The sequence below is a fragment of the Paracoccus alkanivorans genome, assembly GCF_003697785.1.
In the GTDB taxonomy this organism is placed as follows: domain Bacteria; phylum Pseudomonadota; class Alphaproteobacteria; order Rhodobacterales; family Rhodobacteraceae; genus Paracoccus; species Paracoccus alkanivorans.
Map to the genome: position 1 here is coordinate 1 of NZ_QOKZ01000015.1, position 26,647 is coordinate 26,647.

Annotated in this window: 22 protein-coding genes, 1 pseudogene and 1 other annotated feature; of the genes and pseudogenes, 8 read left to right on the forward strand and 15 right to left on the reverse strand. The window is 64.0% G+C overall.

Features of this window, described 5'->3' with window-relative positions; all coding sequences use genetic code 11:
- Positions 1-315: 315 nt before the first annotated feature.
- From C9E81_RS21215 to C9E81_RS21240, 6 genes and pseudogenes are all read right to left on the reverse strand, one after another.
- Positions 316-906, reverse strand: a pseudogene (locus C9E81_RS21215) (transposase).
- A 201-nt stretch (positions 907-1,107) separates the two neighbouring features.
- Complete coding sequence (locus C9E81_RS21220; RefSeq protein WP_122114366.1) at positions 1,108-2,094, reverse strand: TniQ family protein; 987 nt, start codon at positions 2,092-2,094, stop codon at positions 1,108-1,110.
- Entirely contained in the window at positions 2,040-2,897 is an 858-nt protein-coding gene (locus C9E81_RS21225; protein WP_243698758.1) for a TniB family NTP-binding protein, read from the reverse strand. The genes C9E81_RS21220 and C9E81_RS21225 overlap by 55 nt, the downstream gene beginning before the upstream one ends.
- Positions 2,875-4,521 carry a Mu transposase C-terminal domain-containing protein gene (locus C9E81_RS21230; RefSeq protein WP_122114368.1) on the reverse strand — a complete coding sequence of 549 codons (1,647 nt, stop codon included), beginning with the start codon at positions 4,519-4,521 and terminating at the stop codon, positions 2,875-2,877. Before C9E81_RS21230 ends, C9E81_RS21225 begins: the two co-directional genes overlap by 23 nt.
- Before the next feature lie 272 nt (positions 4,522-4,793).
- The gene (gene scpB, locus C9E81_RS21235; RefSeq protein WP_122114369.1) at positions 4,794-5,435 is read right to left on the reverse strand and encodes an SMC-Scp complex subunit ScpB; all 642 of its coding nucleotides are present in this window, start codon (positions 5,433-5,435) and stop codon (positions 4,794-4,796) included.
- A gap of 2 nt (positions 5,436-5,437) precedes the next feature.
- Positions 5,438-6,310: a DUF1403 family protein gene (locus tag C9E81_RS21240; RefSeq protein WP_243698759.1), complete on the reverse strand. Its 873-nt coding sequence runs from the start codon at positions 6,308-6,310 to the stop codon at positions 5,438-5,440.
- A gap of 157 nt (positions 6,311-6,467) precedes the next feature.
- Between C9E81_RS21240 and C9E81_RS21245 the strand changes: the two genes are divergently transcribed.
- A complete protein-coding gene (locus C9E81_RS21245; protein ID WP_122114371.1) occupies positions 6,468-7,565 on the forward strand; it encodes a tyrosine-type recombinase/integrase in 1,098 nt (365 codons plus the stop codon).
- 160 nt (positions 7,566-7,725) lie between these two features.
- Here the strand turns inward: C9E81_RS21245 and C9E81_RS21250 are convergent, their stop codons facing one another.
- The gene (locus C9E81_RS21250) at positions 7,726-8,736 is read right to left on the reverse strand and encodes a nucleotidyltransferase family protein (RefSeq protein WP_122114372.1); all 1,011 of its coding nucleotides are present in this window, start codon (positions 8,734-8,736) and stop codon (positions 7,726-7,728) included.
- A gap of 244 nt (positions 8,737-8,980) precedes the next feature.
- Between C9E81_RS21250 and repA the strand changes: the two genes are divergently transcribed.
- From repA to repC, 3 genes are all read left to right on the forward strand, one after another.
- The gene (gene repA, locus C9E81_RS21255; protein ID WP_122114373.1) at positions 8,981-10,156 is read left to right on the forward strand and encodes a plasmid partitioning protein RepA; all 1,176 of its coding nucleotides are present in this window, start codon (positions 8,981-8,983) and stop codon (positions 10,154-10,156) included.
- 10 nt (positions 10,157-10,166) lie between these two features.
- Positions 10,167-11,093 (forward strand): plasmid partitioning protein RepB, encoded by a 927-nt coding sequence (gene repB, locus C9E81_RS21260; RefSeq protein ID WP_122114374.1) that lies wholly within the window; start codon positions 10,167-10,169, stop codon positions 11,091-11,093.
- Positions 11,094-11,268: 175 nt separating this feature from the next.
- Positions 11,269-12,438, forward strand: coding sequence for a plasmid replication protein RepC (repC, locus tag C9E81_RS21265; protein ID WP_243698760.1), 1,170 nt, complete (start codon positions 11,269-11,271; stop codon positions 12,436-12,438).
- A gap of 374 nt (positions 12,439-12,812) precedes the next feature.
- Here the strand turns inward: repC and C9E81_RS21270 are convergent, their stop codons facing one another.
- Positions 12,813-14,639, reverse strand: a complete 1,827-nt coding sequence (locus tag C9E81_RS21270) for a TRAP transporter permease (protein ID WP_122114403.1) — start codon at positions 14,637-14,639, stop codon at positions 12,813-12,815.
- Positions 14,640-14,862: 223 nt separating this feature from the next.
- Complete coding sequence (locus C9E81_RS21275) at positions 14,863-15,813, reverse strand: TAXI family TRAP transporter solute-binding subunit (RefSeq protein WP_122114376.1); 951 nt, start codon at positions 15,811-15,813, stop codon at positions 14,863-14,865.
- A gap of 143 nt (positions 15,814-15,956) precedes the next feature.
- Here C9E81_RS21275 and C9E81_RS21280 point away from each other — a divergent pair, with 143 nt between their 5' ends.
- From C9E81_RS21280 to C9E81_RS21295, 4 genes are all read left to right on the forward strand, one after another.
- Positions 15,957-16,589, forward strand: coding sequence for a nucleoside/nucleotide kinase family protein (locus C9E81_RS21280; RefSeq protein ID WP_122114377.1), 633 nt, complete (start codon positions 15,957-15,959; stop codon positions 16,587-16,589).
- 201 nt (positions 16,590-16,790) lie between these two features.
- Positions 16,791-16,844, forward strand: a sequence feature (sul1 is cis-regulatory element that is thought to sense ions involved in sulfur or methionine metabolism; They are found in Alphaproteobacteria).
- Positions 16,845-16,978: 134 nt separating this feature from the next.
- Entirely contained in the window at positions 16,979-18,235 is a 1,257-nt protein-coding gene (locus C9E81_RS21285; protein WP_122114378.1) for a cyclopropane fatty acid synthase, read from the forward strand.
- 121 nt (positions 18,236-18,356) lie between these two features.
- Positions 18,357-18,866 (forward strand): L,D-transpeptidase family protein, encoded by a 510-nt coding sequence (locus C9E81_RS21290; RefSeq protein ID WP_122114379.1) that lies wholly within the window; start codon positions 18,357-18,359, stop codon positions 18,864-18,866.
- Positions 18,867-18,976: 110 nt separating this feature from the next.
- A complete protein-coding gene (locus C9E81_RS21295) occupies positions 18,977-20,818 on the forward strand; it encodes an OmpA family protein (RefSeq protein ID WP_122114380.1) in 1,842 nt (613 codons plus the stop codon).
- A gap of 236 nt (positions 20,819-21,054) precedes the next feature.
- On the opposite strand, the gene C9E81_RS21300 is transcribed toward C9E81_RS21295, so the two are convergent.
- The 6 genes from C9E81_RS21300 to C9E81_RS21325 form a co-directional block, all read right to left on the reverse strand.
- On the reverse strand, positions 21,055-21,435 hold the full coding sequence (locus C9E81_RS21300; protein WP_122114381.1) for a translation initiation factor 2: 381 nt from the start codon (positions 21,433-21,435) through the stop codon (positions 21,055-21,057).
- A gap of 155 nt (positions 21,436-21,590) precedes the next feature.
- The gene (locus C9E81_RS21305; protein WP_122114382.1) at positions 21,591-22,889 is read right to left on the reverse strand and encodes a TRAP transporter large permease; all 1,299 of its coding nucleotides are present in this window, start codon (positions 22,887-22,889) and stop codon (positions 21,591-21,593) included.
- A gap of 13 nt (positions 22,890-22,902) precedes the next feature.
- Entirely contained in the window at positions 22,903-23,403 is a 501-nt protein-coding gene (locus tag C9E81_RS21310) for a TRAP transporter small permease (protein WP_166462003.1), read from the reverse strand.
- 7 nt (positions 23,404-23,410) lie between these two features.
- A complete protein-coding gene (gene dctP / locus C9E81_RS21315; RefSeq protein ID WP_122114384.1) occupies positions 23,411-24,406 on the reverse strand; it encodes a TRAP transporter substrate-binding protein DctP in 996 nt (331 codons plus the stop codon).
- An 18-nt stretch (positions 24,407-24,424) separates the two neighbouring features.
- Positions 24,425-25,441 (reverse strand): 3-hydroxybutyryl-CoA dehydrogenase, encoded by a 1,017-nt coding sequence (locus C9E81_RS21320; RefSeq protein WP_122114385.1) that lies wholly within the window; start codon positions 25,439-25,441, stop codon positions 24,425-24,427.
- Positions 25,438-26,526: an NAD/NADP-dependent octopine/nopaline dehydrogenase family protein gene (locus C9E81_RS21325; protein WP_122114386.1), complete on the reverse strand. Its 1,089-nt coding sequence runs from the start codon at positions 26,524-26,526 to the stop codon at positions 25,438-25,440. Before C9E81_RS21325 ends, C9E81_RS21320 begins: the two co-directional genes overlap by 4 nt.
- Positions 26,527-26,647 lie beyond the last annotated feature (121 nt).

Below are 26,647 nucleotides of genomic sequence, written 5' to 3' on the forward strand. Positions count from 1 at the left end.
CGGCAAGAGCCTCCACCCGGTATTCGAACAATTCATTCAGGTAGTCCGTGCCGTCGAAACGCAACAGGACAAGCACATCCTCGCCCAGTTCCGTCGTCAGCCGGCCGAGACGCTCAATCTGCTTGAATGCACCATCCATAGCGTGGGACTCCTGCAATTACGACGCATCGGTAACCCGGGCCAGCTTGGAATCGATTTGCCAAAATGTCCAGATTGGAATGCCGCCCTTTAGGCTCGGAGATCGAACGATGCCTTGTTGCTTCACACCGGCATTGTTGCATTACCCTGGCGTGAGTTCCCCTTGCCCCACTGAGGTCATGCCACGCGGACGATGTCGGCGGTGCCGGGGGCGTTGAAGCGGTTGATGAGTGCGGCGCGGATGTGGATTTCGGCGGCCTGGCGGTCCGGGTCTCTCGCCATGATGCGTTCGCCGAAGGCCTTGAGGCAGCGCATCCTCGCCTCGGTCCGGCTGCGGGCGTGGTATCCGGTCCATCGCTTCCGGAACGCTCGGCCGTAATGCCGTGTGGCGCGCAGGGTCTCGTTTCTGGCGCGTGCCGCAGGGCAGTCTTCTTTCCACGCTCGCCCGTTCTTTCGGATCGGGATGATCGGGACTGCGGCACAGCGTCGAGAAGTCCGGCACGGGCCGGTTCAGCCCCGCCAACTTCAGCAGACCCGCCACCATCCCGGCGGTCTGGCGCAGAGGGAGCTTGAAGAGCACCTTGATCGAGAGGCAGAACTGTATGACCGCATCGGAAAACACCGCTGGCGGTCCGGGCTTCCCGTCACGCGGCGCGAGCCAGGTCATGTCCTTGTCGACCCAGATCAGGAGAGCCCCCGCTTCCGCAGCGATGCGTTGTAGCTAGACCGGTTCGTCGTGCGATAGCGGGCGGAAGATGGTTTGCTCATGCAGCGCGTCTAACGCTATGGTTTCGCGAAGTGAATCCTCCACAGCCAGAGTTCTGCAAGAACGCCCACAAACGCGGAAAGGCTGATCGTATGGAGCCAACCCGTCTGTCACTGTACCCTAATTAATCAGAATCTGCGGATTCAGAGCATTTTGGGGCACTTTTGTACCCTTAATTGCAATATGTCCACAGGGCCCATGCTTCAGGATTTGACACCGCTTGAGCGCCTCCAGATAGCGTCGGCTCGCACCAGAAGCGCTTGACGATTTGCGTCGGGTCCGAGCTCGGAAATGGCCTGACGAGCGGCCTTCAGAGCACTCTCGGATCCACCTGGGCGGCTCGCTTCATATGTTTCCTTCTTGGGCGTATGCTCTGCTTCGCGCCGTCCCGGAAGCCGCCGGTCGAGGTCCTGCGACAATCCTCGTACCCGCTCAATCACCTTACGATGCCGGGGAAAGACCCGGCGCAACTCCCTAACCACCCGGTCGTTTCCTCGCAGAATGAGGGCGACACCCAACAAGGGGCGGGTCATGCCGATACCGACTGCGGCAAGCGCTATCAACCTTTCGCGCTCATTCGCGGAGATGGCGGACGCTGAGTGACCGACGCCCAGCATCGATACGACATACAGGGTCAAATCCATCCGGCGCAACCGCTTGAGATCGTTGCTCGCCACAGCCGTTTTCAGGATCTTCGCGCCGCGAGCACCGCGCGCAAGAAGCCGGTCCGATACCGCTTCGGATCGACGCCTCGCCGCGAGAGTTCGACCACAGGTTTCGCAGATCAGCGACCACGCGAAGCGCCAATGGCGAAGAACAATGCCGGGTGTTTGCTCAACGCACCCTGGACAATACTGGAAGTCATGCAGCGACATGTATCGCACGGCATAATGCACCGCATCCGGAAGAGTCATGGCGGCGACCTCATCCGGGCTCCACTGAAGCGCGGCACAGAGCTGCACCCAATTCACTACCCGCAGGTCGCTCGCAAACTCCGGCACCCTGCCCTGCCCCAAACCCAGATAGCCGCAAAGCTCTTCAGCGGAGCAATGATTGGCCTTCGCCAACCTCCCGATCCAACTGGACAGAAGCTCATCGCGTTCCGGCGACGGCCGACAGGGCAATGGCTTGAGGGTCACCCGAACGCGGTGACGGATTGGCGAGGAATGCTCCAGGCGTGCTTCGTCCATACCGGTTGCCAGGCCTGAACCGCCTCGTCGGTGATCCGTTCCTCACCGGTTTCGATCGCATCGATGGCCAGGGACTTGATCATGATGAACACACGCGAGGTGATACCACCGGTCACTTTCAGGATCGCTCGAAGCGACCCCACCGTCAAGCCCGAGCGTTGCTCTAACGCCATCGCCGCGATCAGAGTCTGGATGAGGCGGGAGAACTCCACGTCATCCTCCCAGAGCGGCAGATAATGTTCGTCCAGCCGTCGGGCCAACTGGTCGTCTCCCCGAACCGCTTCGAGGGCCTCATTGACGCCAAAGACGACAAGCGAAGCGCACAGATCATTCGCGAGGAACCGGAGCATGTTCAGGAAACGACGTTGCTCCCGGTAGCTGCCCGCAAGCAGATTGTGCACCTCGTCAATCATCAACATCCTCAGGTCCATGTCCCGAAGATGACTGAGTGCACGTACCTCGAGTTCGGACACGGTATGCCGGCCCCACATCGGTGCTCCGATCGTCGCCAGAATGTGCTGATAGAACCGTCGCTCGTCCGGCGCAGGCGGTGCCTGAACCAGCAGGATGGGGGTCTTCGTAGCGCCCAGTTCAGCGTTGTACTGTGTCGGGTATTTGCTCGCCATGCGCTTGGCGATCATCGTCTTGCCGATGCCGGAACTTCCATAGACCATCAGGCCAGGCATCCGGCTTTGTTGCGGCATTTCCATCAGGGACGTCAATCGGTTGAGAACGATCGTGGCACGGTCGAACGCGATCCAGTGATCACCGCGGATGCGGTCAATTCTTTCTTCTGGGGTCATCAAAATCATCAATCGGATAGGTTGGGAGATCAGGGTTGCCCGTGTCGATCGCGAACATTTCGCGCGACGGATCTCGGTGCGGTTGGTGCCGGGGAATCCGAGCGGTCCGTTCGTTTTCCAACCGGGCAATCCTGGTCTTTTGGCGCGCCGCCTCTGCCAGCCGTCGTTGCGCGTCAATCAATTGGAACAGGGCGCGCTCGTTGATCCGGCCACCATGCTTATCCAGCCATTCCTTCCGCGCCCGCCGACTTTCCCAGAGCGATATCCGCGGGTGGCTGAGATCCCGGTACCGCGCCGGGATCACGCGACCATCGTCGACGATGACCCAGACCTGCGACAAGTCCCGCGGATCGTATTTCACCTGTACCTTGCCCTGCCCACGTCCGATCAGCGACGCAAAGACATCGCTCCAGTAGTGCACCCCGAAGAGCGTGATCCCGGTGCGCCCGAGCCGGCGCCACTCAAAGGGTAAGAAGCTTATCCGGAAGGCCTCGACGTCGACAACCTGTCGACCGGCACTATCCCCGTCCAAGTCAACCCAGGCCGCTAGCGGCGTTCGTCCGAGGGCTTCGTGAACCGTATTGTGGTAGCGGCATATTTCCAGATGAAGCCAGTCCTCGAACTCGGCCAGGGTCAGGGCCGCGTGCTTCTCACTGTCATAATCGCCCTTCTCGACGATTGAGGACTGGGTGGTCCCGGGCAGCACATGAACAGCCCCCATGGCCGTTCCGATCAAACGCTCGACATGGCCACCATAGTGTTTGCCGCCAAACGGGCGATACTGGACAGCAATACCCCAATCTTCGCAGGCCGTTCTGAAGGCGTCGCTGTGGAACTCCTGCGCATTATCTACGTGGATCGCCTTCGGGATACCGGCCGTCGGCCAAACCACCTCTTCCAGTGTCCCCTGAATGTGTACCGATTTCCGGCGCACGCAGTGATCGAGACACAGTGCGATCGACAAGACAGACGGCGCGTCGAACGTGACATAAACCCCGAGAACGATCCGGGTCGCGACGTCGATGGCAACCGTCAGATAGGGTCGCGCAAGTGGCCGTCGATTGACGTGATCTACCAACGTGATGTCCGAAGTTGTGTGATCGATCTGAACGACCTCCAGCGGGGCTGAAACCTCAAGACGGCCGGGACGCGCGGCAAAGACCTTGTCAGATTCCTGCGCTCCACGCCGTTTCCTGAAAACCTGTCGCTGATCCATAGCATCAAGCCGGGCTTTCACCGTCCTCCGGGTCGGGGGCTGGAATCCTTTCGCTTCGCATTCCGCGCGGATCTCGCGCCAGATGCGAAGAAAACTCGACCGCTCGCGGACCAGATAGTAGCGCCGCAGTGTGGCGTCGATAAGAACTTCGACATCCTGAGCGATCCGCTTCGATCCCGGTTTCGGCCCCCGACGGCCCAGCTCCAGCGCCGCAGCACGCGCATCGTTCTCTCTCAACCGCCGGTAAAGCGACCAGGTGTGGCTTTTCGCCAAACCCAGTTCCCAGGCAGCATCGCCAATAGCCGCGCTGATTGGCTCACCCTTCTTCTCAAGTTCCAGGATCGGACGGAGAACCGCCGCACGATGTTTCGCAAGACACTCGCTGACCACGCCAATCCCCTGCCCCATTTGGTCGACACTTATCCACAAATCCGACCGTACGACAATAAAGGGTACAGTATTGCAATTAACAGTACAATGCGAAAATTAAGGGTACAAACCCTCGTTGGTTTTGCAGGACAATTTCAAGCCGAATTCTGATTAATTAGGGTACAGTGACAACTCTGCTGGCCATTGTATGATTATGCTAGGTATTTGTGAAAAGGCTTCGGTGGTTGATCGCACCCCCATTGGAAATTCAATAGTATATGGCACCTATAGGCATCCCGAACGCCACGCCGTCACGCCTCCTCCTCACCCAGTGGCCAGTGGATGCCGGTGTCGGGAGCGGGATCGCTTGCGGCGGCGGGCAGATCCGGTAGGTCCTGCAGCCCCTCCAACCCGAACAGATCGAGAAAACCCTCGGTGGTCACGAATGTCTGCGGCGCCCCCGGTTCCGGGCTGCGCGGGCCGGGTGCGATCAGCTCGCGGGCGCGCAGATGCGCCAGCGCATCGCGGCTGACCTTGCCGCCGAACAGTGCCGCCAGCCCGGCCCTTGTGATCGGCTGGTGCCAGGCAATGGCGGCCAGCAGCGCCAATTCCCCCTGCCGCAGCGGCACCGGGCCGGGATCGGGCGCGGCGGCGGCGCGGATCGCACCGGCATAGGCCGGGCGGGTGCGCAGCGCCCAGCCATTGCCGACCCGGAGCAGGTCATAGGGCCGGTCGGCCAGTTCGGCCCGCAGATCGGCGATCAGCAGATCGATTTCGGCCCCCTGCCCCACGACCCGCGCCAGCATGTCGCGCGACACCGGCTCGGCCGAGGCGAACAGCACCGCCTCGATGCGCCGCAGCCATTCGCGCCAGCGCAGTTCGACCGGCAGATCGGCCAGTTCGCGATCCAGAGCCCCCTCCGCGGGTCCTGCCTGCTCCTGTCCCGCCGCCATGGTCACAACCCGTAGATCCGGAACGCGGCGCGGCCGCTGAACTCGCGCAGCACGCCCAGTTGCACCAGCCGGTCGCAGAAGCGCCGCGCCGCCCGGTCCGACATGCGCGCCGCCGTCCCCTGCACCACCGGGCTGAGTGCCAGCGCCGGGGTCAGCGCATCGACCCTGAGCAGCAAATCCACCGCCGCCGGCGCCGCCTTGGCCCGCAGCTTCGGCGCCACGGCACGCAGCCTTGCCGCGCGGCGAGCCAGATCGCCCGCCAGGCGCTGCGCCCGCGGCGCCGATGCCACCAATGCCCGCGCGCAGGCCAGTTCCAGATCCGGGCCGCGAGGCGCCAGGTCGCGCCGCGAAAATCCCGCTGTGAGCACCGGCAGCAGAAACGGCCAGCCCAGGGCCCCGGCCAGCGCCGCCTCCGCCGCCATCAGGGCGCCCGGCAGATCGCCGGGATGATCGGCCCGGCTGTCTTCATAGGCCGTCGCCGCGGCCGCCAGCGGCGCAGCCTCCCCTGCCCCGGGCTCCAGGCGTTGCCGCGCCGCCTGTCGCCAGGCCTGAGCCACGTTGCCGGCCGGATCCGGATGCTCACCGGGGCGGATCAGATGCACGGCATCGCGCAGCGCCGCCAGCCCGGCGGGTTTTCCCGTCAGCCGCAGACTGGCCTCGGCGGCCAGCAGCGCCATCCGGTCGCATAGCAGGGCCATCGGCACCGATGTCCGTCCCATCCCCACCGGATGCAGGGCGGCCAGCGCCGCTCCGGCCAGAAACCGTGCCTGATCAGGGTCTTGCGCAGTCTCGGCGCGGATCCAGCCGGGCGGCAGATCGAAGCGGAACGCCCCGGCGAGCCCATCTTCGGAACCGGCATCATTGCTCATATCCATGCCGGATGCCTATCACATGACGGCGCTTTAGGAAAGATAATTTGCTCAAATGCGCCGGGCCTTGCAGTTCTCAGTCATGTCCGATAATCTTCCATTATCGGACATATAATGATATGCCGGGGCACAGCCCCGGGTTTGATGGAGTTTCGCGGGAAAAATGCCCTCAGGACGCGAGAAATCGCGCTCAGCGCCCTCCGGTGCGTTGGATCAGCCTCTGCGCGGCGAGAGAGATCGCCTCCAGGGCGATGACATCGCCCTGCCCGCGCATATTGCCGGCTCCGGCACACTCGACCGGCTGGTCGAGACGGCCCGGACCTATGCGCGCCACGCCGCTTCGGAGAACACGCTGAAAGCCTATGCGCGGGACTGGGCGGATTTCACCCGCTGGTGCCGGCGGCGGGGCACGGCCCCCCTGCCGCCCGCGCCCGAACTGATCGGCCTCTATCTCGCCGATCTGGCCGCGCCGGTGGATGGCACCCCTGCCCTGTCGGTGGCGACGATCGAACGGCGCCTCTCGGGCCTCAGCTGGAATTACACCCAACGCGGCTTTGTGCTGCAGCGGAGCGACCGCCATATCGCCAGCGTGCTGGCCGGGATCCGCCGCAAACATGCCCGGCCACCGGTGCAGAAGGACCCCGTCGGACCCGAGGACATCCGTGCCATGATCGCCACCCTGCCCCATGACCTGCGCGGGTTGCGCGACCGGGCGATGCTGCTGCTGGGATATGCGGGCGGGCTCAGGCGCTCCGAGATCGTGGGCCTCGATCTTCACAGGGACGATACCCCGGACTCGGGTGGCTGGATCGAGCTGTTCGAGGATGGCGCCTTGCTGACGCTCAACGCCAAGACCGGCTGGCGCGAGGTGGAGATCGGCCGCGGATCGGCGGACCGGACCTGCCCGGTCCACGCGCTGGAGCAATGGCTGTATTTCGCGAAGATCCAGGCCGGGCCGGTCTTTACTGCCGTCTCCCGCGATGGCGGGACCGCCCTGCCCCGCCGCCTCAACGACCGCCATGTGGCGCGGCTGATCAAGCGCAGCGTGCGCGATGCCGGGCTCCGCCCCGATCTGCCGGACGCCGAGCGACTGAAGCTTTTCTCCGGCCATTCGCTGCGCGCCGGCCTCGCCTCCTCGGCCGAGATCGACGAGCGTTACGTCCAGAAGCAACTGGGCCATGCCTCGGCCGAGATGACCCGCCGCTACCAGCGCCGCCGCGACCGCTTCCGGGTCAACCTCACCAAGGCCGCCGGGTTGTGAGCGGGCGAGGTTAAACCGGCGGATCTGCCGGGAAATGGAGGATGCGTCCCGCGATGGCCGGGGGCTACATGCCCGACGCCGGCAGGTCTCTCGAACCAGTGGCGTGACCGGCCGGCGACCCCCGGGGATATTTGCATGAAGAAGAAAGGAGCGGCAGGTGTCAGAGCGCCTGCAAAAGTTCCGCCGTCTCGGGCATGCGTGCAAGGCTGGCCGTGATGCGGTCACGCCATTTCGGGCCGCGGTCGCGGGCATCCTCCAGCGCGTCGAGCAGGTCCTCGGGGCGGTCCGCGGCCAGCGCCTCGATCAGGAAGGCGGCCTGCGCGCGGTCCTTCTGCGCCTTGATGCGGTCGGTGTCGCGGCGGCGTTCGGCCACGATCAGCTTGTGGACGGCATAGCGTTCCGGCCGGGGGATCTGGACCAGCACGCCGCTGCGATAGGGAATGGCGGCGGGGATCGGCCCGGCGATCAGGTAGTTCAGATGATTCAGCGCCTGCGCCTGAACGCCAAGCGCGGGCAGATCGCGCAACCCCTCCTCGCCGAATGCGGGGGTCAGGAATTCGACCAGCGCATTGCCCGCCGTCTGCCGCCATCGCCATGTGCGGCCCGGTTCGAGACTGGGAACCGGACTGAAGGCGAAATCGCCCAGCACCTGCTGGACCGGCGGGGCCGTGACATCGCCGAGCGCCAGCGACAGGCGTTCGAAACTGGCGATGTCCAGATCATCGGTCTGCGCCGCCTGCGTCAGGTCATAGCGCAGGTTCAACTCTCCCTCATACAGGCGGAAGGCATGGGTGCCGACCACCGTGCCGCCCAAGCGGAACACCCCTGCCCCGGCCAGCGCCGCCATCAGGCTGCCGGTCGAGGGATCGAGACCGAGGAAGCCCTCGGTCCTGAGCAGCCGGACCAGCCGGGCACGGGCGCGGCGGCGTTCCTGCGCCGGGGCGCGGGCCTCGTGGTGGCGGGCGATCAGGACGCGCAGCGCGTCGCTGTCCTCGCCGATGTAATGCTTGCGCACCTCGTTGCCGACGCGGAAACTGTCATACCAATAGACCCGCCCGTTCCGCGTCACCTTTGTCGGCGTGCCGCGCAGGCCGGACACTGCCTCCTCGCGCAGCGCGCGCAGCAGGTCGTGATAGGCGGCATGGGCGATCTGGCTGTGATGCTCGGGCATGTTCAACAATTCCTGTGAATGTAGAATACAGTCATGTTCAACAAATGGGAAGACTGTTGAACATCGTTAAAGGGTAATGACCCGCCTAGTATCCAACCCGGAATCTACCACCAGATATCGGGGTTTTACACAGAAAATGCTTGCGAGAATCGGGACTTCGGGGCATTTATTTACGGAGCAAACAGAATAAGACGGCTTAAAGCGTAACAAACGCACCGGCAGCCGCGCAGAATCGAGGGGCAGAATGCGGCAAAAGACTCGCATCGACAAGCTGGTGGGCGACCATGCACTCGCGCTGTCAGAGCGCCTGCAGGCGCATCGGGCACAGCTTTTCCCGCCCGATGCAAGGCGCGAATTGCGCAAGTTCACCAGCGGCGAGGTGGCCGATCTGCTGGGCGTCAAGGATGCCTATCTGCGCAAGCTGGACCTCGAAGGCCGCGGCCCCAGCCCCGAGACGCGGGCGGGCGGACGGCGCTATTATACCCCGGCCGATATCCAGGAGTTGCGCAAGCTATTGGAAAAAGGCGCGAAATCCACCGGCACCTATCTGCCCGGACGGCGCGGGGGCGACCATTTACAGGTCATCACGGTGATCAATTTCAAGGGCGGCTCGGGCAAGACCACCACCGCCGCCCATCTGGCGCAGAAACTGGCGCTGGACGGGTATCGGGTGCTGGGCATCGATCTTGACCCGCAGGCCAGCCTTTCGGCGCTGCACGGGTTCCAGCCGGAATTCGACCTGCTGGACGGCGGCACGCTTTACGATGCGATTCGCTACGAGGATCCGGTGCCGTTGCGCAACGTGATCCAGCGGACCTATTTTACGAATCTCGACCTTATCCCCGGGAATCTCGACCTGATGGAGTTCGAGCACGAGACGCCGCGCGCCATCATCGAACGGTCGGGCAATATCTTTTTCACCCGGATCGGCGACAAGCTGGCCGAGGTCGAGGCCGATTACGACGTCGTGGTCATCGACTGCCCGCCACAGCTTGGATTCCTCACCATGTCCGCCCTCTCCGCCGCCACCGCGATCCTCGTGACCGTGCATCCGCAGATGCTGGACGTCATGTCGATGTGCCAGTTCCTGCTGATGACCTCGAACCTCCTGGGGGTGGTGTCCGAGGCAGGGGGCGACATGACCTATGACTGGATGCGCTATGTCATCACCCGCTATGAACCCGGAGATGGCCCACAAAATCAAATGGTTAGCTTTATGCGATCGATGTTCGGAGAGCATGTCCTGAACCATCCGGTGCTGAAATCCACGGCGATTTCCGACGCCGGGATCACCAAGCAGACGCTTTACGAGATCGAGAAATCACAATTCACCCGCGCCACCTACGAGCGCGCGATGGAAAGCCTGAACGCCGTCAATGGCGAGATCGAAGGGCTGATACAGGCGGCATGGGGTCGCTGAAGGGGGAAAGATGGCACGCAAGGACCTGTTGAAAGGGCTGATGACCGAGGGCGCCTCGGCCGCCAGGGAGGACTCCCCTGCCCCGCCCCGCTACAGCCGTGGCGCGATCGGCGCCGTCAGCCGCTCCATCGCCGATTTGAAATCCCGCGCGCTGATCGAGGTGCCAGCGGACATGATCGACGATGCCGGGATCAAGGACCGGCTGGATGACGACCCCGAGGGGATCGAGGCGCTGAAGCAGTCCATGGCCGAATATGGCCAGCAGGTGCCGGTCCTTTTGCGCCACAGCCCGAATTACGAGGGCCGTTACGAGGTGGTGTTCGGCCGCCGCCGGGTCCGCGCGCTGCGCGAATTGCAGATGCCGGTCAAGGCGATGCTGCGGCAGTTGAACGACCGAGAGCTGATCGTCGCGCAGGGGCAGGAAAACACCGCCCGCAAGGACCTGAGCTTCATCGAGAAGGCAAATTTCGCCGCGCAGATGACGCGGGTCGGCTATGAGCGCAAGGTGATCTGCGACGCGCTGTCGATCGACAAGACGGTGATCTCGCGGATGCTGAGTGTCACCGACGCCATTCCCGAAGAGGTTATCCGCGCCATCGGGGCCGCTCCGGGCGCGGGGCGCGACCGCTGGCTGGCGCTGGCCGAAAAGGCGAAGGGCCGCGATGCGGATGCGCTGATCGAGGCCGCCAAGGGTCCCGATTCCGACGCGCGTTTCGTGGCCGTGCTGGCCTCGCTCGCCGCGCCCAGGCCCGCCCGGATCGCCCCCCGCGATTTGCAGGGGCAAGACGGCGTATCGCTAGGCACCGCACGGAAAACAAAGGGAAAAACTGTGATCGAACTATCCGGCGAGGGCCGCGCCTTTGCCGATTGGCTGGTCGATCGCATCGAAGAGCTTCACCGCGACTGGCAGAAAAAGGAAGGCCGGGCGGGAAGATGAGGCAAATGAAGCAGTAAGGAGGCACGACACGGTAGGACCAAAAGAAAAGCCCCCCAGGACATACATCCCGAAGGGCCGTTTCTCGATCTAGCACCTCGAAGATAACGGCAAAAGTTGACAGCTGTCAACAACGTCTTTGCGGGCGAATGGCGGTTTTTACCTCCGTGACATGAAAATGAGGCATATTTCGATGACGCCCTTCGGGCGGCAGCCGGTGACGGCTGGCCTGCTCGCAACCCGGGCATTGGCCGAGGCCCCTGCCCCGGATCTCGCTCCCGACAAATGGGCGGTGCTGCACGACCTGACCGCGGCGCGCGCGGATTTCGGCATCAGCGACCGCGATCTTGCGGTTCTGGCGGCACTCTTGTCCTTTCACCCCGGCAAGACATTGGATGACGACGACAAGCTGATCGTCTTTCCCTCCAATGCCAGCCTGTCCGATCGCGCGCATGGAATGGCGGAAAGCACCCTGCGGCGGCATCTGGCCGCGCTTGTGCGCGCCGGGCTGATCCTGCGCCGCGACAGTCCCAACGGCAAGCGTTACGCCACCCGCGACCTGTCGGGCGCACTGGACCGGGCCTTCGGCTTTGACCTGCGCCCGTTGCTGACCCGGGCAGCCGAGATCACCGAGGCCGCGCAACAGGCCCGTCATGCGGAGCTCGCCAGGCGGCGGCTGCGCGAAAACGCGGTGATCCTGCTGCGTGACGCGGTCAAGCTGATCCAATGGGGCCGCGAACAGTTTGCAGCGAATTGGGACGCCCTGTCTGATGCCTGCGTCTTGCTGCAACGTGCGCTCCGCCGCAAGCTGGATGCCGGCAAGCTGCAGGAACTGGCCGGCGAGGCGCGCGAAATACTGGAACGGGTAAAGACGATCCTCGCGCCGGAAACAAAAAAAATGAGCGGCAGTGACAGCGAAAATGAGCGGCACCATCAGAGTTCAGATAAAGATAACCATGAATCTGAACCTTGCGAAGAAAAGCAGAACGAGCGATCCGAACATATCGCGAAAGACCCGCCAATCCCGCTTGGACTGGTGCTGAAAGCCACGCCGGACATTCTGGACTATGCGCCAGACGGAATCCAAAGCTGGCGGGATCTGGTCGCAACGGCGAATTTCGTTCACCCAATGCTCGGGATCAGCCCGGATGCCTGGAGGCAAGCACAAGAGGTCATGGGACCCAAAGTCGCCGCAGTGACGCTGGCCTGTATTCTGCAACGCGCCGACGTGATTCTCCGGCCGGGCGGCTACCTGCGCAGCCTGACCGGAAAAGCCGAGGGCGCGGGTTTTTCTCCCGGGCCCATGGTCATGGCATTGCTTCGCGCCGAGAACCGTCTGGCTGCGTGACAAGCTTGCCGGGATGCAGAAAGAAGGCAAAGTTGACAGCTGTCAACTGCATGGTTCGAGCAGGCCATCGCGATGCAAACTGCGGCGACATGACGGGTAAAGAACGGGCGGCGAAAGAGAAAGCGGGGCAGGGGGCGTTGACAGCTGTCAACTTCCGGCCTGCTTTCCCCGACCGACCGACCGCGCCTTGCCCTTGTCCCGAACGTGGCATTGCGTGCATATCCTGACGGGCGGAAGGTGATTGCATCTATGATCCGAAAGGCATTGATAAAATGGAACAATTTTGCCCTGAAGACGTGCGGAAACAGCCATTCAGCCGGGAAAAACCATTATAATTCAATGCGATTCCTGCAGGGGCGGAGCGATAACCCCGCTCAAAGCCCCAATACCGGCCTCACAAACAGCGCCGCCAGCCCCACCAACACGAACAATGCCGTCCGCAGCCCCCGCCGCTCGCCGATCAGCCCATGAGAGACCAGGCCGCAGCCGATCCCGATCTGCGCCGCCGCCAGCAGGGCCGCGCCCGGTGTGGCCGCCAGTTCGATCAGTGCCGGCTGAGCGATCATCGCCAGCGGGATCAGGTAGAGCCCGACGCCCAGTGCCATCGCCGTCAGCGCGACCTTGATCCAGTTCTCGCCGATCATGCCTGCCGCGATGAAAACCGCCCCGCAGACAGGCGGCGTGATCGTGGACAAGAGCGCGAACCAGAAGACGAACAGATGCGCCTGCAGCGGCGACAGGCCAAGCTGCGTCAGGGCAGGGCCCGCGACCGAGACACAGATGACATAGGCGGCGGTGGTCGGCACCTCCATGCCCAGCACCAGGCAGGCCAGCGCCGTCAGCAGCAGCGAGGGCCACAGCATCCCGCCCGAGACCGACAGGATAAGCGAGGTGACCTTGACCCCAAGACCGGTCACCGCCAGCACCCCGATGATGATCGAGGCACACAGGATGATGGCCGCGATCATTGCCACCTGCCTTGCCGCCGAGATCAGGGCATCGCTCAGCCGCGTCCCGGCCCGGCGCAGGTCGATCCGCCCATCCGCGCCGGTCAGCAACAGGATGGCGGCAGCGATGATCGACAGGCAGGCCGAGAATTGCGGCGTGTAACCCATGCCGAACATCGCCACCATCAGCACGCTGAAGGGGACGAGGAAAAAGGCCGAGGTCACGATGACGGCGCGCCGGGCGGGGCGGTCCACGGCGGCAATGCCGCGCAGGTCGAAGCGGCGGGCATAGGCGTCGATGCCGATCCAGACGACAAGGAAATACAGGAACGCGGGCAGGGTGGCGGCCAGCACGATGCCGGTATAGGGAACGCCGGTCAGCTCGACCATGACAAAGGCTCCGGCCCCCATCAGCGGTGGCATGATCTGCCCGCCAGACGAGGCCACGGCCTCGACCGCGGCGGCGATGCGGCGCGGATAGCCCAGCCTGACCATCGCGGGCATGGTGACGGCGCCCGTCGAGGCGACATTGGCCGAGGCGGAACCCGAAATCGAGCCGAACAGGGCAGAGGCCAGCACGCTGACCTTGGCCGCCCCTCCGCGCAGCCGTCCGGCCGCGGCGGCGGACAGGTTCATGAATCCCTGTCCGGCCTCACCCGCGTTCAGCACCGCGCCGAAGATCACGAAGATGGCGACGACGCCCACCGATACCCCGGTCAGGGTGCCCCAGATGCCGCCCTCGGCCAGGGTCAGCGTGCCCATCAGGCTGGCATGGGGCAGGGGGGCATGACCGAACTCTCCGGGCAGCAGATGCCCCCAGAAGGCATAGGCCAGCGACAGCGCCGCCACGATCGGCAGGGGCCAGCCGATGGCACGCCTCGCTGCCTCCAGCACCGAGACCAGCAGGACGGCGCCGGTGGCATATTGGAAACCGCTTTCGACAAAGCCATATTGGTCGGCCAGCGCATCCGCGTTCCAGGCCACCCAGACAGACGCCGCTACTCCAAGCGCGCCCAGCACCCACCCGCCGAGCCGCGACCCCGGCGAGCGGGTTTCGGTAAAGATGAACACCCATGGCAGGATCAGCGCCATATGCAACGGCCGTGCGACCAGGTTCGGGGTCAGCCCGTAAAAGATCAGCCCGAGATGATAGAACACCAGCAAGCCCGCCGCGATCAGCGCCAATGGGCGGGCAGGGGGGCTTGCCGTCTCGGCGGCAGAGGGTATCTCGGTCAGGGCAGGGACGGTTTTCATCGGCGGAACCATGGGCAAGGGGAGGGGATCAATTTCTCGTTCGGGGATATTCGGACGCCATGTCTCCGGAAAACCCGGCAGACCGTGCCCGACCCGGTTCCCGGCTCGTGTCGTGCTTCACCCGCTCAGGCGTTGCGCGCGCCTCTTCTTCTTTGGGCAAATACCTCCGGGGGGCGCCGGGGGGCAGGCAGCCCCCCGGCCATCGCGGGACGCGGGTCCCCGTTCACTCGCCGATATCTATACCGGCCTCTTCGTAATAGCGCGCGGCACCGGGATGCAATTCGCCGATACCGGCCACCTGATCGGGGCTCACACCCGCCCACCAGGCGGCGGTTTCCGCCAGTTTCTCGCGGGTTTTCCAGAAATCCCTGGTCAGGTCATAGGCGGTCTGCTCGTCCATCGCCGTGGTGGTGAAGGCCACGACCGGCAGGCCGGTGGTGACGATCGGCTCCGCCTGCCCGGGATAGGTCTCGGCGGGTATCTCGACACGTGCCTGCCCGGTCTGCTCGACCTGCTCCTCGCTCAGCGACAGGATGCGGACGCCGTTGCTGGCGGCGGCCTCGATGATATTCGGCGCGGGCCAGCTACTGGCCGATACGAAAGCGTCGATCTGGCCGTTCTTGAGTGCGTCGCCGGCATTGGACAGCTCGGCATCGGCGATGGTCACCTTGTCCATCAGCCCGAACAGTTCGAGATATCTTTCCCCCTCGGTGGCGCTGAACGTACCCTTGCCCAGCAGGATGCGGGTTCCTTCCAGCACCGACATGCCGGTTTCGCCCCCGGTGCCGCCGACAACGAAATGCATGGTCAGCGAGGGGATCGGAAACAGCGCCCGTATCTCGGCGAATTTCGGATCGGTCTTGCCCTCGAAGGGGCCCGTGCCCTCCTGAGCCGAGGCAATCAGCGAGGGCGGGGAGGTAAAGATATAATCGGCGCCGCGCGCGCGCACCTCCATCACGTTCTGGACCGAGCCCTGGCTTTCCTCGACCGTCATGACCAATGCGCCGTCCGAGGCGGTCTTGACCGCTTCGGCCAGTTCGACCCCCATCTGGTAATAGGAAGTGCCGGTCTTGGCGGATTTATAGGTCAGCCGTGTCTGGGCCATGGCCGGCAGCGCCAGCCCCGCGCAGGACAGCACCGCAAGGGCGGCGGCGAACAGGGTGTGGTGTTTCATCGGGATCCTCCTCGTTATCCTTGTCACGATTCACGGCGGCAGGCGTTTATGCAACCCGTCTGTGCCGTCCGTCCGGCGCTACGGATTTGACTGTGCGGCAAATCGCGTGGCTTATGGCACGAATGGAAACCGGAGTAACAGAGATGACGTCCGACACGACCATGGATGATCTGCTTGACCGCCTGACCGGCATGGCGCGGTCCGAACGGCGCGCGCTGGTGGCGCTGGCCGGGCCTCCGGGCGCGGGCAAGAGCCATGTGGCGGATGCGCTTGCCGCCGGGCTGGAGGCGCGCGCGCCGGGGCGGGCCGCGGTTCTGCCGATGGACGGATACCATTTCGACGACATGCTGCTGGAGGCGCGCGGCCATCGCGCCCGCAAGGGGGCGCCGCATACATTCGACATCGATGGCCTGCGGGTCATGCTGGAGCGGCTGGCGGCCGATGACGGGCGCCCGGTCGTGGTGCCGGTCTTTGACCGCGGCATCGAGATCGCCCGGGCCGGAGCGCGGGAGATCCCCGCTTCGGTGCGGCTTGTCATCGTCGAGGGGAACTATCTTCTGCTCGATCGGCCGGGATGGAGGGAACTGGGCGGCTGTTTCGGCCTTACCGTCTTCATCGACGTGGCCGAGCCGGTCCTGCGCCAGCGCCTCGCCGCGCGTTGGGCGGGGCTTGATCCGGAGGAGGCGGCGGCCAGGCTGGAGGGCAACGATCTTCCGAACATGCGGCTGGTGCTGGAACAGGGCCGCCCCGCCGACCTGCGCCTGCCCAATGGCTGAGAGGCGGGGAGGGGGCTCTGCCCCGCCGCGCGTGCCGCGCGACTCCCCGGGATATTTGCATGAAGAAGAAGGGGCGCGGTTTTTGCATGCATTCGTGTGCCGCAGGGGGTGATGCGGATTTGCAAGGGCCGCGGCGAAGCCCGCCCATTGCTTAAGGGAAGCGTTTACATTCCACTTTAGTTGTAGCAAAAATTTCACCGGACTGGACTCGATCCGATCGAGTGGCTCATCCGGGCGCCTACCCCCCGGCAATTCCGGGCCGGTTCCTGCTGCCATGGGTTCAAGGGTCATATGGTTGACAGCATTGGCAGTTTCAAACCCGAACCGTTGCTCGCCGCAAATGTGAACGTTTGGATATGAAGAAACGTGACTCCCTGCTTCGACGCATCATGCGAAGGAAATTCGAGAAACTGCTGACGGACACGATCCGCAAGGGTTCCCTGACGGTCGAAATGCCCTCTGGCGAAGCTTATTCCGCCGGGGACGGCTCGGGCCGCCGGATCGTCATGCGGATCACCAGCTGGAAGGCATTGACGCGGCTTGTGCTCTATCCCGATCTCGCGCTTGGCGAGGCCTATATGGATGGCGAGCTGGTCCTGGCCGAAGGCGAGATGTATGACCTGCTCGAGCTGATCTTCGCCAATATGACGGTGAACGAGACCCGCGGGATTTCAAGCCTGACCCGCAGGCTGGTGCGTCTGTTCATCCGGATCGGCGATTACAATTCGCCCGCCCGCGCGCGCCGCAACGTTGCCCATCACTATGACTTGGACCGGCGGCTTTACGACCTGTTCCTGGACAGCGACCGGCAATATTCCTGCGGCTATTTCGAGGCTGCGGGCGACGGGCTGGAGGAGGCGCAGCTGGCCAAGAAACGCCATCTGGCGGCCAAGATGCACCTGAAGCCCGGCCAGCGGGTGCTGGATATAGGTTCGGGCTGGGGCGGGCTGGCACTGTATCTGGCGCGGATGTTCGACGCGCGGGTGCTGGGCATCACCCTGTCGGAAGAGCAGCTTGCGATCTCGACCGACCGCGCCCGCGCGGAAAAGCGGCAGGGGCAGGTCGATTTCAAGCTGCGCGATTACCGCGCGCTGACCGGGCGGTTCGACCGGATCGTGTCGGTGGGCATGTTCGAGCATGTCGGCAACCGGAGCTATGGCGCCTTCTTCGCGAAGATCAGGGACCTGCTGGAGGACGATGGCGTGGCTGTGCTGCATTATATCGGCCGGACGACGGCGCCCTATGTCACCAATGGCTGGATCCGGAAATATATCTTTCCGGGCGGCTACCTGCCCTCGCTGTCCGAGGTGATGCCGCAGATCGAACGCAACGGGCTGATGGTGACCGATATAGAGGTGCTGCGCCTGCATTATGCCGATACGCTGAGGCATTGGCGCAAGCGGTTCATGGCCAATCGCAAGCGGGCGGTCGAACTGTATGACGAGCGTTTCGCACGGATGTGGGAGTTCTATCTTGCCGCCTCCGAGACGGCGTTCCGCTATCAGGGGCTGGTCGTCCACCAGATCCAGCTTGCCAAGTCGGTATCGGCGCTGCCGCTGACCCGCGGCTATATGGCCGAGAGCGAGGAAAACCTGCGCCAGCGCGAGCAGGACAGGGTTGCCGAGATCTCGACGGCGGCGGGCTGAACGGCCCGCTCGCCCTTGTGTGGTCCGTCGCGATCATCTCTCGCAAATGTGAGCATCGGGGCGGCCGTTCCGGGGAATTTGCCGCGTTGCCAGCCGGGATATCTGCCACTAAGTTGATTTCATGACATTTCGACGCAGAAACTTTCTTGCAGGCGCGCTTTTGTCCGGTCTTGCGGCCTGCGGACCCAGCAAGTTCAAATCCTATTCCGGTCCCCGGGTCACGCGGGTCGTGGTGAACAAGGGAGCCCGGCAGATGTATCTCTTCAGCGGCAACAGGGCGCTGAAGGTCTATCCCATCGGGCTGGGGACCTATCCGGTCGGGCAGAAGGAATACGAGGGCGACGGCAGGACGCCCGAGGGGTTGTATTACATCGACCGCCGCAATCCCGACAGCCGCTATCACCTGTCGGTGGGGATCTCCTATCCCAATGCGCAGGACGTGGCGCGCGCGCAGGCAAAGGGGCTTCAGGTGGGCAGCGACATCTTCATCCACGGGCAGGGGCCCGAAGGACGGGTTCTCGCCCGGCAGGAGCGGGACTGGACCGTGGGCTGCATCGCCGTGACGGATGAGCAGGTCGAAGAGATCTATGCCATGGTCGAGGACGGGACCCCGATCCATATCACCCCGTAAACCGGCGATACCGATTATTTGATGTGAAACGCATCCGCCCGACGGAACTAGTCGCGGGCCGGAAGGTTAATGCTGCAAGCAAATTCCGATCCGTGACATGGGGCCTCAAGATGAGACGCATCGCTCGTAACACCACTGCCATCATAACCTGCCTGTCGTTGCTGATGCCTTCGCTTGCGCAGGCGCAGCAGTCCGGCGATGGCGGCGTTGCGCAAAAAGTGTTCGAGGATTTGCAGAAACAGTCCGAGAAGGACAAGGAAAAGGCCAAGCGCCAGTCGGAAGCGCAGAAGAAGAAGAAGCAGGAACAGAAGGCCCGCGCGGAAGAACGCCGCCGCGAGGCGGAAAAGGCGCGTGAGGCTAGGAAACAGGCCGCCGAGCGGGAGCGCGAAAGACGCAAGGAGCGCCAGGAGGCGCAGCGCGAAGAGCGCCGCAAGGAGCAGGCGGCGGAAGCGAGGCGCGAGGAACGCCGCAAGCAGGCGCGGCAAGAAGCCCGCGAAGAGGAGAAAGCGGCACAGGCAAGACGCGAAGAGCGTCGGGAACGCGAGGAAGCGCAGCGCGAACAGCGCCGCAAGGAACAGGCGGCGGAAGCGAGGCGCGAGGAACGCCGCAAGCAGGCGCGGCAAGAAGCCCGCGAAGAGGAGAAAGCGGCACAGGCAAGGCGTGAAGAGCGCCGGGAACGCGAGGAGGCGCAGCGCGAGCGCCGGCAGGAGGCTCGGCAGGATGCCCGGGAAGAGCAGGCCCGGCGCGCCGAAAGGGCACGCAAGGCGGAGGAGCGCCGCGCCGAGAGGCGCCGGGAACGGAACGCCGCCGCCCGCGAGGCCGCGAGAGAGACGCGCGCACCCGAAGCCGCGGCGCTCAGCGCCCTGCTGGGTTCGGGGAATGTCTTCCGGCAGCGGATCACCGACGAGAACTCCCGCTCTTCCGACGAGGATTTCGCCACCAGCCTGCGCGACGCCTTGTCGAATGACCGTGACCGCGACCGCTGGCGCAGGGAATCGCGCTGGCGGGAAGAGGAACGCAGAAGATGGGAAGAGCGCAACAGGGATCGCGACGACGATGACGATGATGACAACGACCTGACCAAGGTGCTGCTTCTGGGGCTTGGCGCGCTGGCGGTCGGCTCGATGCTGAACAATAACCGGCAGGTCGCGCTCAGTTCGCCCGACCGGGTGGTGGTGACCCATCCCGATGGCAGCCAGGAACTGATCAAGGACGATGCGGCGCTGCTGCGCCAGCCCGGCTCGAATGTCGAGACGGAGCAGTTCGACGACGGTTCCTCGCGGACTGTCGTGACCCGCGCCGATGGCAGCAAGGTGGTGACGATCCGCGACGCCGACATGCGGGTGCTGCGGCGCACGCTGATCTCGCCCGATGGCCGCACCAGCCAGCTGATCGACGACACGCAGGAGGTCCAGCCCGTTGATATCACCAGCCTTCCACCCGCTCCGGCGCCGGTGGGCCTTGGCAACGCGATGGACGAAGAGGCGTTGCGCGCCGCGCTGAACCGCGAGGCGAATATCGACCGCCGCTTCACCCTTGGCCAGATCCGCAATATCCACGAGGTGCGCTCGCTGGTGGCGCCGGTCGATATTCCGGCGATCACCTTCGACACCGGCTCGGCGGCGATTCCGCCCGGCCAGGCGCAGCAGCTTTCGGCACTGGGCCGGGTGATCGGGGATTCGATCCGCGAGAACCCGCAGGAGATCTACATGATCGAGGGTTATACCGACACGGTCGGCGACCCGGCCATGAACCTTGCGCTTTCGGACCGCCGCGCGGAATCGGTGGCTCTCGCGCTGACCGAATATTTCGACGTGCCGCCCGAGAACCTCGTCGTGCAGGGCTATGGCGAGGACTATCTGAAAGTGGCCGAGGAAGGCGATATCCGCGCCAACCGCCGCAGCTCGGTCCGGCGGATCACCGACCTGCTGCAAACCGCCGCGCCGGAGTGAATCCCGGAACGCCATAAGCATGCGGGTTTCACTAAAGCATTTCCAGCAAAAGTGGATACCGGTTTTGCGTCCGGAAATGCGTAAAAACAAAAAGTTACATCGTTTCGGTGTTTCAACGAAAAACCGAAACGATGTAAGAAGGTCGCGGATCGTCGGGAACAGGGTCCGATGCCGCAACCTTCTCTGGTGCATGGAAAGGCTCCGGTGCATCGGAGCCTTTGATCAAGCACACAGGATCAGCGACACTCAAGCGTAACGTTCACCGGGTTGGGAACAAGATCAAGCATTGCACCACTGCTGGCATCCACACCCGCGCCGATCAAGCCGCCGACCAGGACGTTACCCGCCATCGCCGCGCCACCGCCGCCCGCAACTTTGTTCGTTACCCGAATTTGCTGGGGCTTGCAGCGCTCTTTGGTTACCAGAACATTCAGTTCCGACTTGCGCGGCACCTTGAATGTGCACGGGGTATTATCGCAGGTCTGACCGTCGCTCATTTTCACCTGCGCACCGCCGGGTGTGGAGTTGACGACAAGAGCATCCTTCGTTCCACGCGTGATTGTCGCGCATCCAGCCAGAGATATTGCAGCGCCTATCGCTATGATATGCTTAATCATTACCAGTCCTCACAAGTACGTGATATACCATTACAGGTAAAAATCAGCCTATACAATCCGCAATTTAAGCGAAAATCCGCTTTCTCTGACCTTGGCCGCAAACTCCATTTCTTGCTGTGACGCCTGCCGGATCCGGGGCCTTCGCCGACCGTGCTCTATTGCCAGATGATCAGCCCGGGCAGCCAGATCAGGACGAGGATCAGGATCAGCGTGCAGGCCAGGTAGGGCAGGCAGGCGCGCACCACCTCCCAGATAGAGGTGCCTTTCGGCGCGACCCCCAGCATGACGAAAAGCAGCAGGCCGAAGGGTGGCGTGGCAAGGCTGAGTTCCAGGGCCAGAAGCATGATGATGCCGAATTGCAGCGGATCGATCCCCTGCATGCCGATCAGCGGCATGAAGATCGGCAGGGTCAGCATCATGATCGACAGCTGGTCCATGAACATCCCCAGCAGGATCAGCACCGCCAGCATGGCAAGCAGCGTGGCATGCGGCCCAAGCTCGAATCCCGCCATCCAGGCGACCAGCCCCGCCGAGGCGCCGGAAAAGGCCAGCAGTTGCGAAAAGGTCGCAGAGGCGAGGATGATCACCAGCATCATCACCGAGACCGACAGCGTGCCCCACAGCGCCTTTTCCACCGCCTTCCAGCGCAGCTTGCCGTAGATGAGCGCCAGCACCGCCACGGCCAGCACGCCGAAGGCGGCGGATTCGGTCGGGCTGGCCACGCCGAGGATGATCAGTCCGATGACGGCGAAGATCACCAGCCCCATCGGTGCGACATCGCGCAGCAGTGCCAGCGCCTTTTCCCGCGTCGGCACCGAGACCGGCGAGACCGGTGGCGCCGCCTCGGGGTCGATCCAGACATGCAGCCGGATCACCGCCAGATACATCAGCGACAGGATGATCCCCGGCACCACGCCCGCCAGCAGCAATGCGCCGACATCGATCTTGGCCAGCGAGCCCAAGAGCACCGCCAGCGACGAGGGCGGGATGATCATCGCGATGCTGCCGGTGGCAATGATCGGCCCCATGATCAGGCTTTTGCTGTAGCCGCGCTTTTCCATGTCGGGCATCAGGGTCGAGCCGAGCATGGCGGTATTGGCGATCGAGCTGCCCGACAGCGTGGCGAAGATCGTGCCGCCGATCACCGTCAGATAGGCCAGCCGCGCCCGGATCGCGCCAAGGATCTTGTCCAGCGCGTCGAAAACCCGCACCGCCATGCCGGTATGGAACAGCAGCTCTCCCATCAGGATGAACAGCGGCACCGGCACCAGCGCGAAAGAGGTGATCGAGGATGTCGCATTGGCGATCAGCTGGTCGATCCCGCCCAAGCCGCCCATGAAGACCACCGCGCCGATCAGGTTGACCGTCAGGAAGGCGATGACGACGGGCGTGCCCAGGGCCATCAGGAAAATGACTCCGCCACCCAGAAGCAGCGCTGCCGCTTGCCAGCTCATTCCCGCCCCCTTTCTATGCCGCGACCGAGCCGTGGGGCTCGAAACGGCGTTGCAGGATCAGGCGCAGGCATTCGGTGCCCATCAGGACGAAGCCGGTGGCGAGGATGCCGTAGGCAATCCATTCAGGCACCGCGATGGAGCGGATATCCGCGCCGCCGCGCAGGAACTTGTCATATCCGACCATCGCCGAGCGCCAGCCAAGGATCAGCAACGTGACGGTCGAGATCCCCAATGCCAGCGCTCCCGCCGCTTTTCGGCCCGCGGGCGGCAATTGCTCGACCAGCGAGGTGACGGTGATATGCCCGCGCCGCCGCATCAGCCAGGGCGCCCCCAGCATGGTCGAGAACAACAGCGCATATTCGATCAGCGTGCTGGAGGCCCGGATCGAGCCCAGCCCCAGGTAGCGCATCGTCACATCGCCAAGGATCAGCCCCGTCGCCACGAGGATCGAGATGACGGCGAGCACCGCCAGCACATGGATCAGACCCGAATACAGCTTGCCCAGGATGGCCATCATGCCCTCAGCGGTCGTAGAAGGTTTCGCGGAGGCGGTCGTAATAGGGCGACCCGGATTCCTTCAGCGCCTGCCACGAAGTCTCGTAGGCGGCATCAAGGAATTTCTCGGCCGCTTCGCCTTCAAGCTGGACGGTCTCGACCCCGGCCTTGGCGATCTCGGCCTCGGTTTCCTTGGCCAGCCCGGTGAAGTGCTCGCCACTCTGGACTTCCCAATCGGCGGCGGCCTGCGTCAGCAGCTCCTGCGCCTCGGGCGCAAGCCCTTCCCAGGCCTCGGGATTGAGCACGATCGACAGGTCGCCCTGGAAGAAGCCCGGATCGATGCGGTATTTCAGGAACTTGTCCCATGACAGGTCACGGATTCCGATCATCGGAAAGCCCAGCCCGTCGAAGGTGTTCCGCTCCAGCCCGGTATAGACATCGGCAACCGGCACCGAGATCGGCACCGCGCCGAGGGATTCGAAGAACTTGTTATAGATCGGCAGGGCGCGAAGCTGCATCCCCGACAGGTCCACGCCGCCATCCCCGGTGCGTTTCGGTTCGCCGGTTGTGTAGATATAGAAGCGGATATCCGAATCCGGGCGGCCAAGCAGGTAGACGCCCAGCTTTTCCAGCATCGCCTCGCGCATGACGTCCAGCCCGCCGTTCTTGCGGGTTTCCACCGGATCGACGGTGCCGCCGACAAAGGCATAGGCCTCGGGCAGGGAGCCGATGGAGTAGGTGGCGGGGCCGTATTGCATATCGACGATGCCGCGGCTGACGGCGTCGATCTGCTGGTTGGGCGGAAAGACCTCTGGTCCGCCCATCATCTGGATCTGAACCACGCCCTTGCCTCGTTCGTTCACCAGATCGACAAAGCCCTGGAAGCTTTGCGCAAAGGCGAGATTCGACGGAAAGGCAGAGACGGCCTTGAGCGTGGTTTCGGCCTGCGCCGCCGCCGCACCCAAAAGCGCGGCAAGGCTGCTGGCGGCGAATAGTCTGAAGATCTGGCGGGGGGTTTTCATCCGGTCAACTCCTGCTGGTTATTGTTCTGGCGGGGATCGGCGCGGTTCATCCGCGCTCGTGACGGGCTGGTTCCACAGTCCCGCGTTGCGGACCGCCGCCAGGAACGCCCCGAGCCGTTCGCGGCGATAGGCGTCGATGTCGCGGTCCGAGTAATCGAAAAAGCCCTGTCCGGTCCGCAGACCGATCTGGCCCTTTTCCATCTTGTCATTGACGATGGCGGGGGCGGCAAAGCGCTGATCCCCGGTCGCCTGCGTCATGTAGCGGCTGGCGTGATACAGGATGTCGCCGCCGCCCCAATCGATGAATTCCAGCAGCCCCAGCACCCCGAAACGCAGGCCAAAGCCGTATTTCACCGCGCGGTCGACGTCTTCGGCGCTGGCCACGCCTTCCTCGACCAGCCGTGCGGCCTCGTTCATCGCCAATGCCTGTATGCGCGGAACGATATAGCCGGGCGAGGCCTTGCAGCGCACCGGAACCTTGCCGAGCTGTTCCAATATCCGCTCCAGCCGGGTGAGGGTGCCAGGGTCGGTCTGGTCGTTCGGGCTGATCTCGACCAGCGGCACGAGGAAGGCGGGGTTGAGCCAATGCGCGTTCAGCGTCCGGCCGGGCAGGGCGGTCAGCCCCGCCAGCTCGGTCGTCAGCATGGTCGAGGTGGTCGAGGCAAGGATCGCGTCGCCCCCCGCATGGCGGTCGGTCAATGCGAAGGCGGCGGCCTTGGCGTCCCGCGTTTCCGGAACCGCCTCGAAGATCGCCTCGGCCCCGGCGAATGCCGCCTCGGCCTGATCCGCCGGGTGGATCGAGATCCGGTCAAGGATGCCACCCACAAGCGCGGGATCGAACCCGCCCAGATCCGCGACCATCGCCAGGCTGGAGGCGATCTCGTCCAGCGCCTCGTCATGCAGGCGCCGGAAATCCGCCGGATCGCGGGGTTTCATGTCCAAAAGCCGGACATCATGGCCGCCATGCGCCATGGCATGGGCGATCCCCCGGCCCATTCGGCCCGCGCCAAGGCAGAGGACCGGCCTTCGGCTCATGCCGCCACCCCGGCCAGCGACAGGTCGCCGTCCTGCAGAAGCTCGTTCATCTCGGCCCGGTCCAGGCCCGACAGGCCCATCGCCTCGATCGTGCGCGGCCCGTGGCGCAGGTCCTTCCCGGTCACGGCAGAGGCCAGCGCCAGCAGCCCCTTGGCCACCGGCACATCGACCCCGGCCCAATCGGCGACCGAGACAAGCAGAGCAAGCCCATAGGCGATATCCTCGCTCATGTAGCGGTGATCGCCGAGATTCAGCTTTTCATGCCAGTCGCCGGACCCCACCAGCTTGTCATGGGCAAGATTGCCATACATCCACTGGTCGGTCTCGTAATGATCGCGCAGGGGGAAATGCAGGGCGGTATATCCAAGCGCCTCGCGCAGGGCGATGCGTTCCCCGTCCAGCGCATCATGGACCCGGCGGATCGATGGCTGCGTGCCCTCGTTATGGATGTCCCACCGGTCGAAATGCTCGATCGGTCCGGCATTCATCAGGATCAGCGGCGGATGGATGATCGGCCCGGCATTCATCAGCGCGCCGGACAACGCGTCCTCGGCCCGCTCGATCACGCCGGGAAAGGCGCGTCCGATGATGTCCAGTGCGTGATCGGTCAGCCTTGCGGGAAAGACGCCGGTCGGCAGGCGCGAGGCGCGGGTGGTGATGCGCACCGCATCCGGCCCCTGCTTGCGGGCAAGCCACGGCAATGTGCCGGTTTCGGCCAGCGCGATATCGGCGCCGCAACCGGCATCGCGCAGGATCTGCGCCATGCGCAGGCTGCCGAAACTGCCGGGGGCAAGGAAGATCACCTGCCCGTCCCGCAGATGGGGCGCAAGGCTGCGGGCAATATCCTCCTGCGAGAATGCCGGAGTGGGGATAAAGATCAGCTCGGCCCCGTCCAGCGCCGCTGCCAGATCATCGGTCGCCCGGGCGGGAATCTCGCGGCTGCCCTTGTGGTCGATCAGGGTCAGCGCCGTTGCGCCGGACTGCGGCCCGTTGCGCCGCCACCAGCCGACCTGATGCCCGGCCTCGGCAAAATCCGCCACGGCGGCAAAACAGCCGTTTCCTCCGCCTATCACTGCTATCTTCATCGTTCCTCCTGTTCATCGATGCCGTTGCGAATAGATTGATGAAAATGAGCAGATGCCGCGCCTTGCTATAATATTATTTCAAATTTGTAAATATGCATTTGCACATATAAGCGTGGCCCGG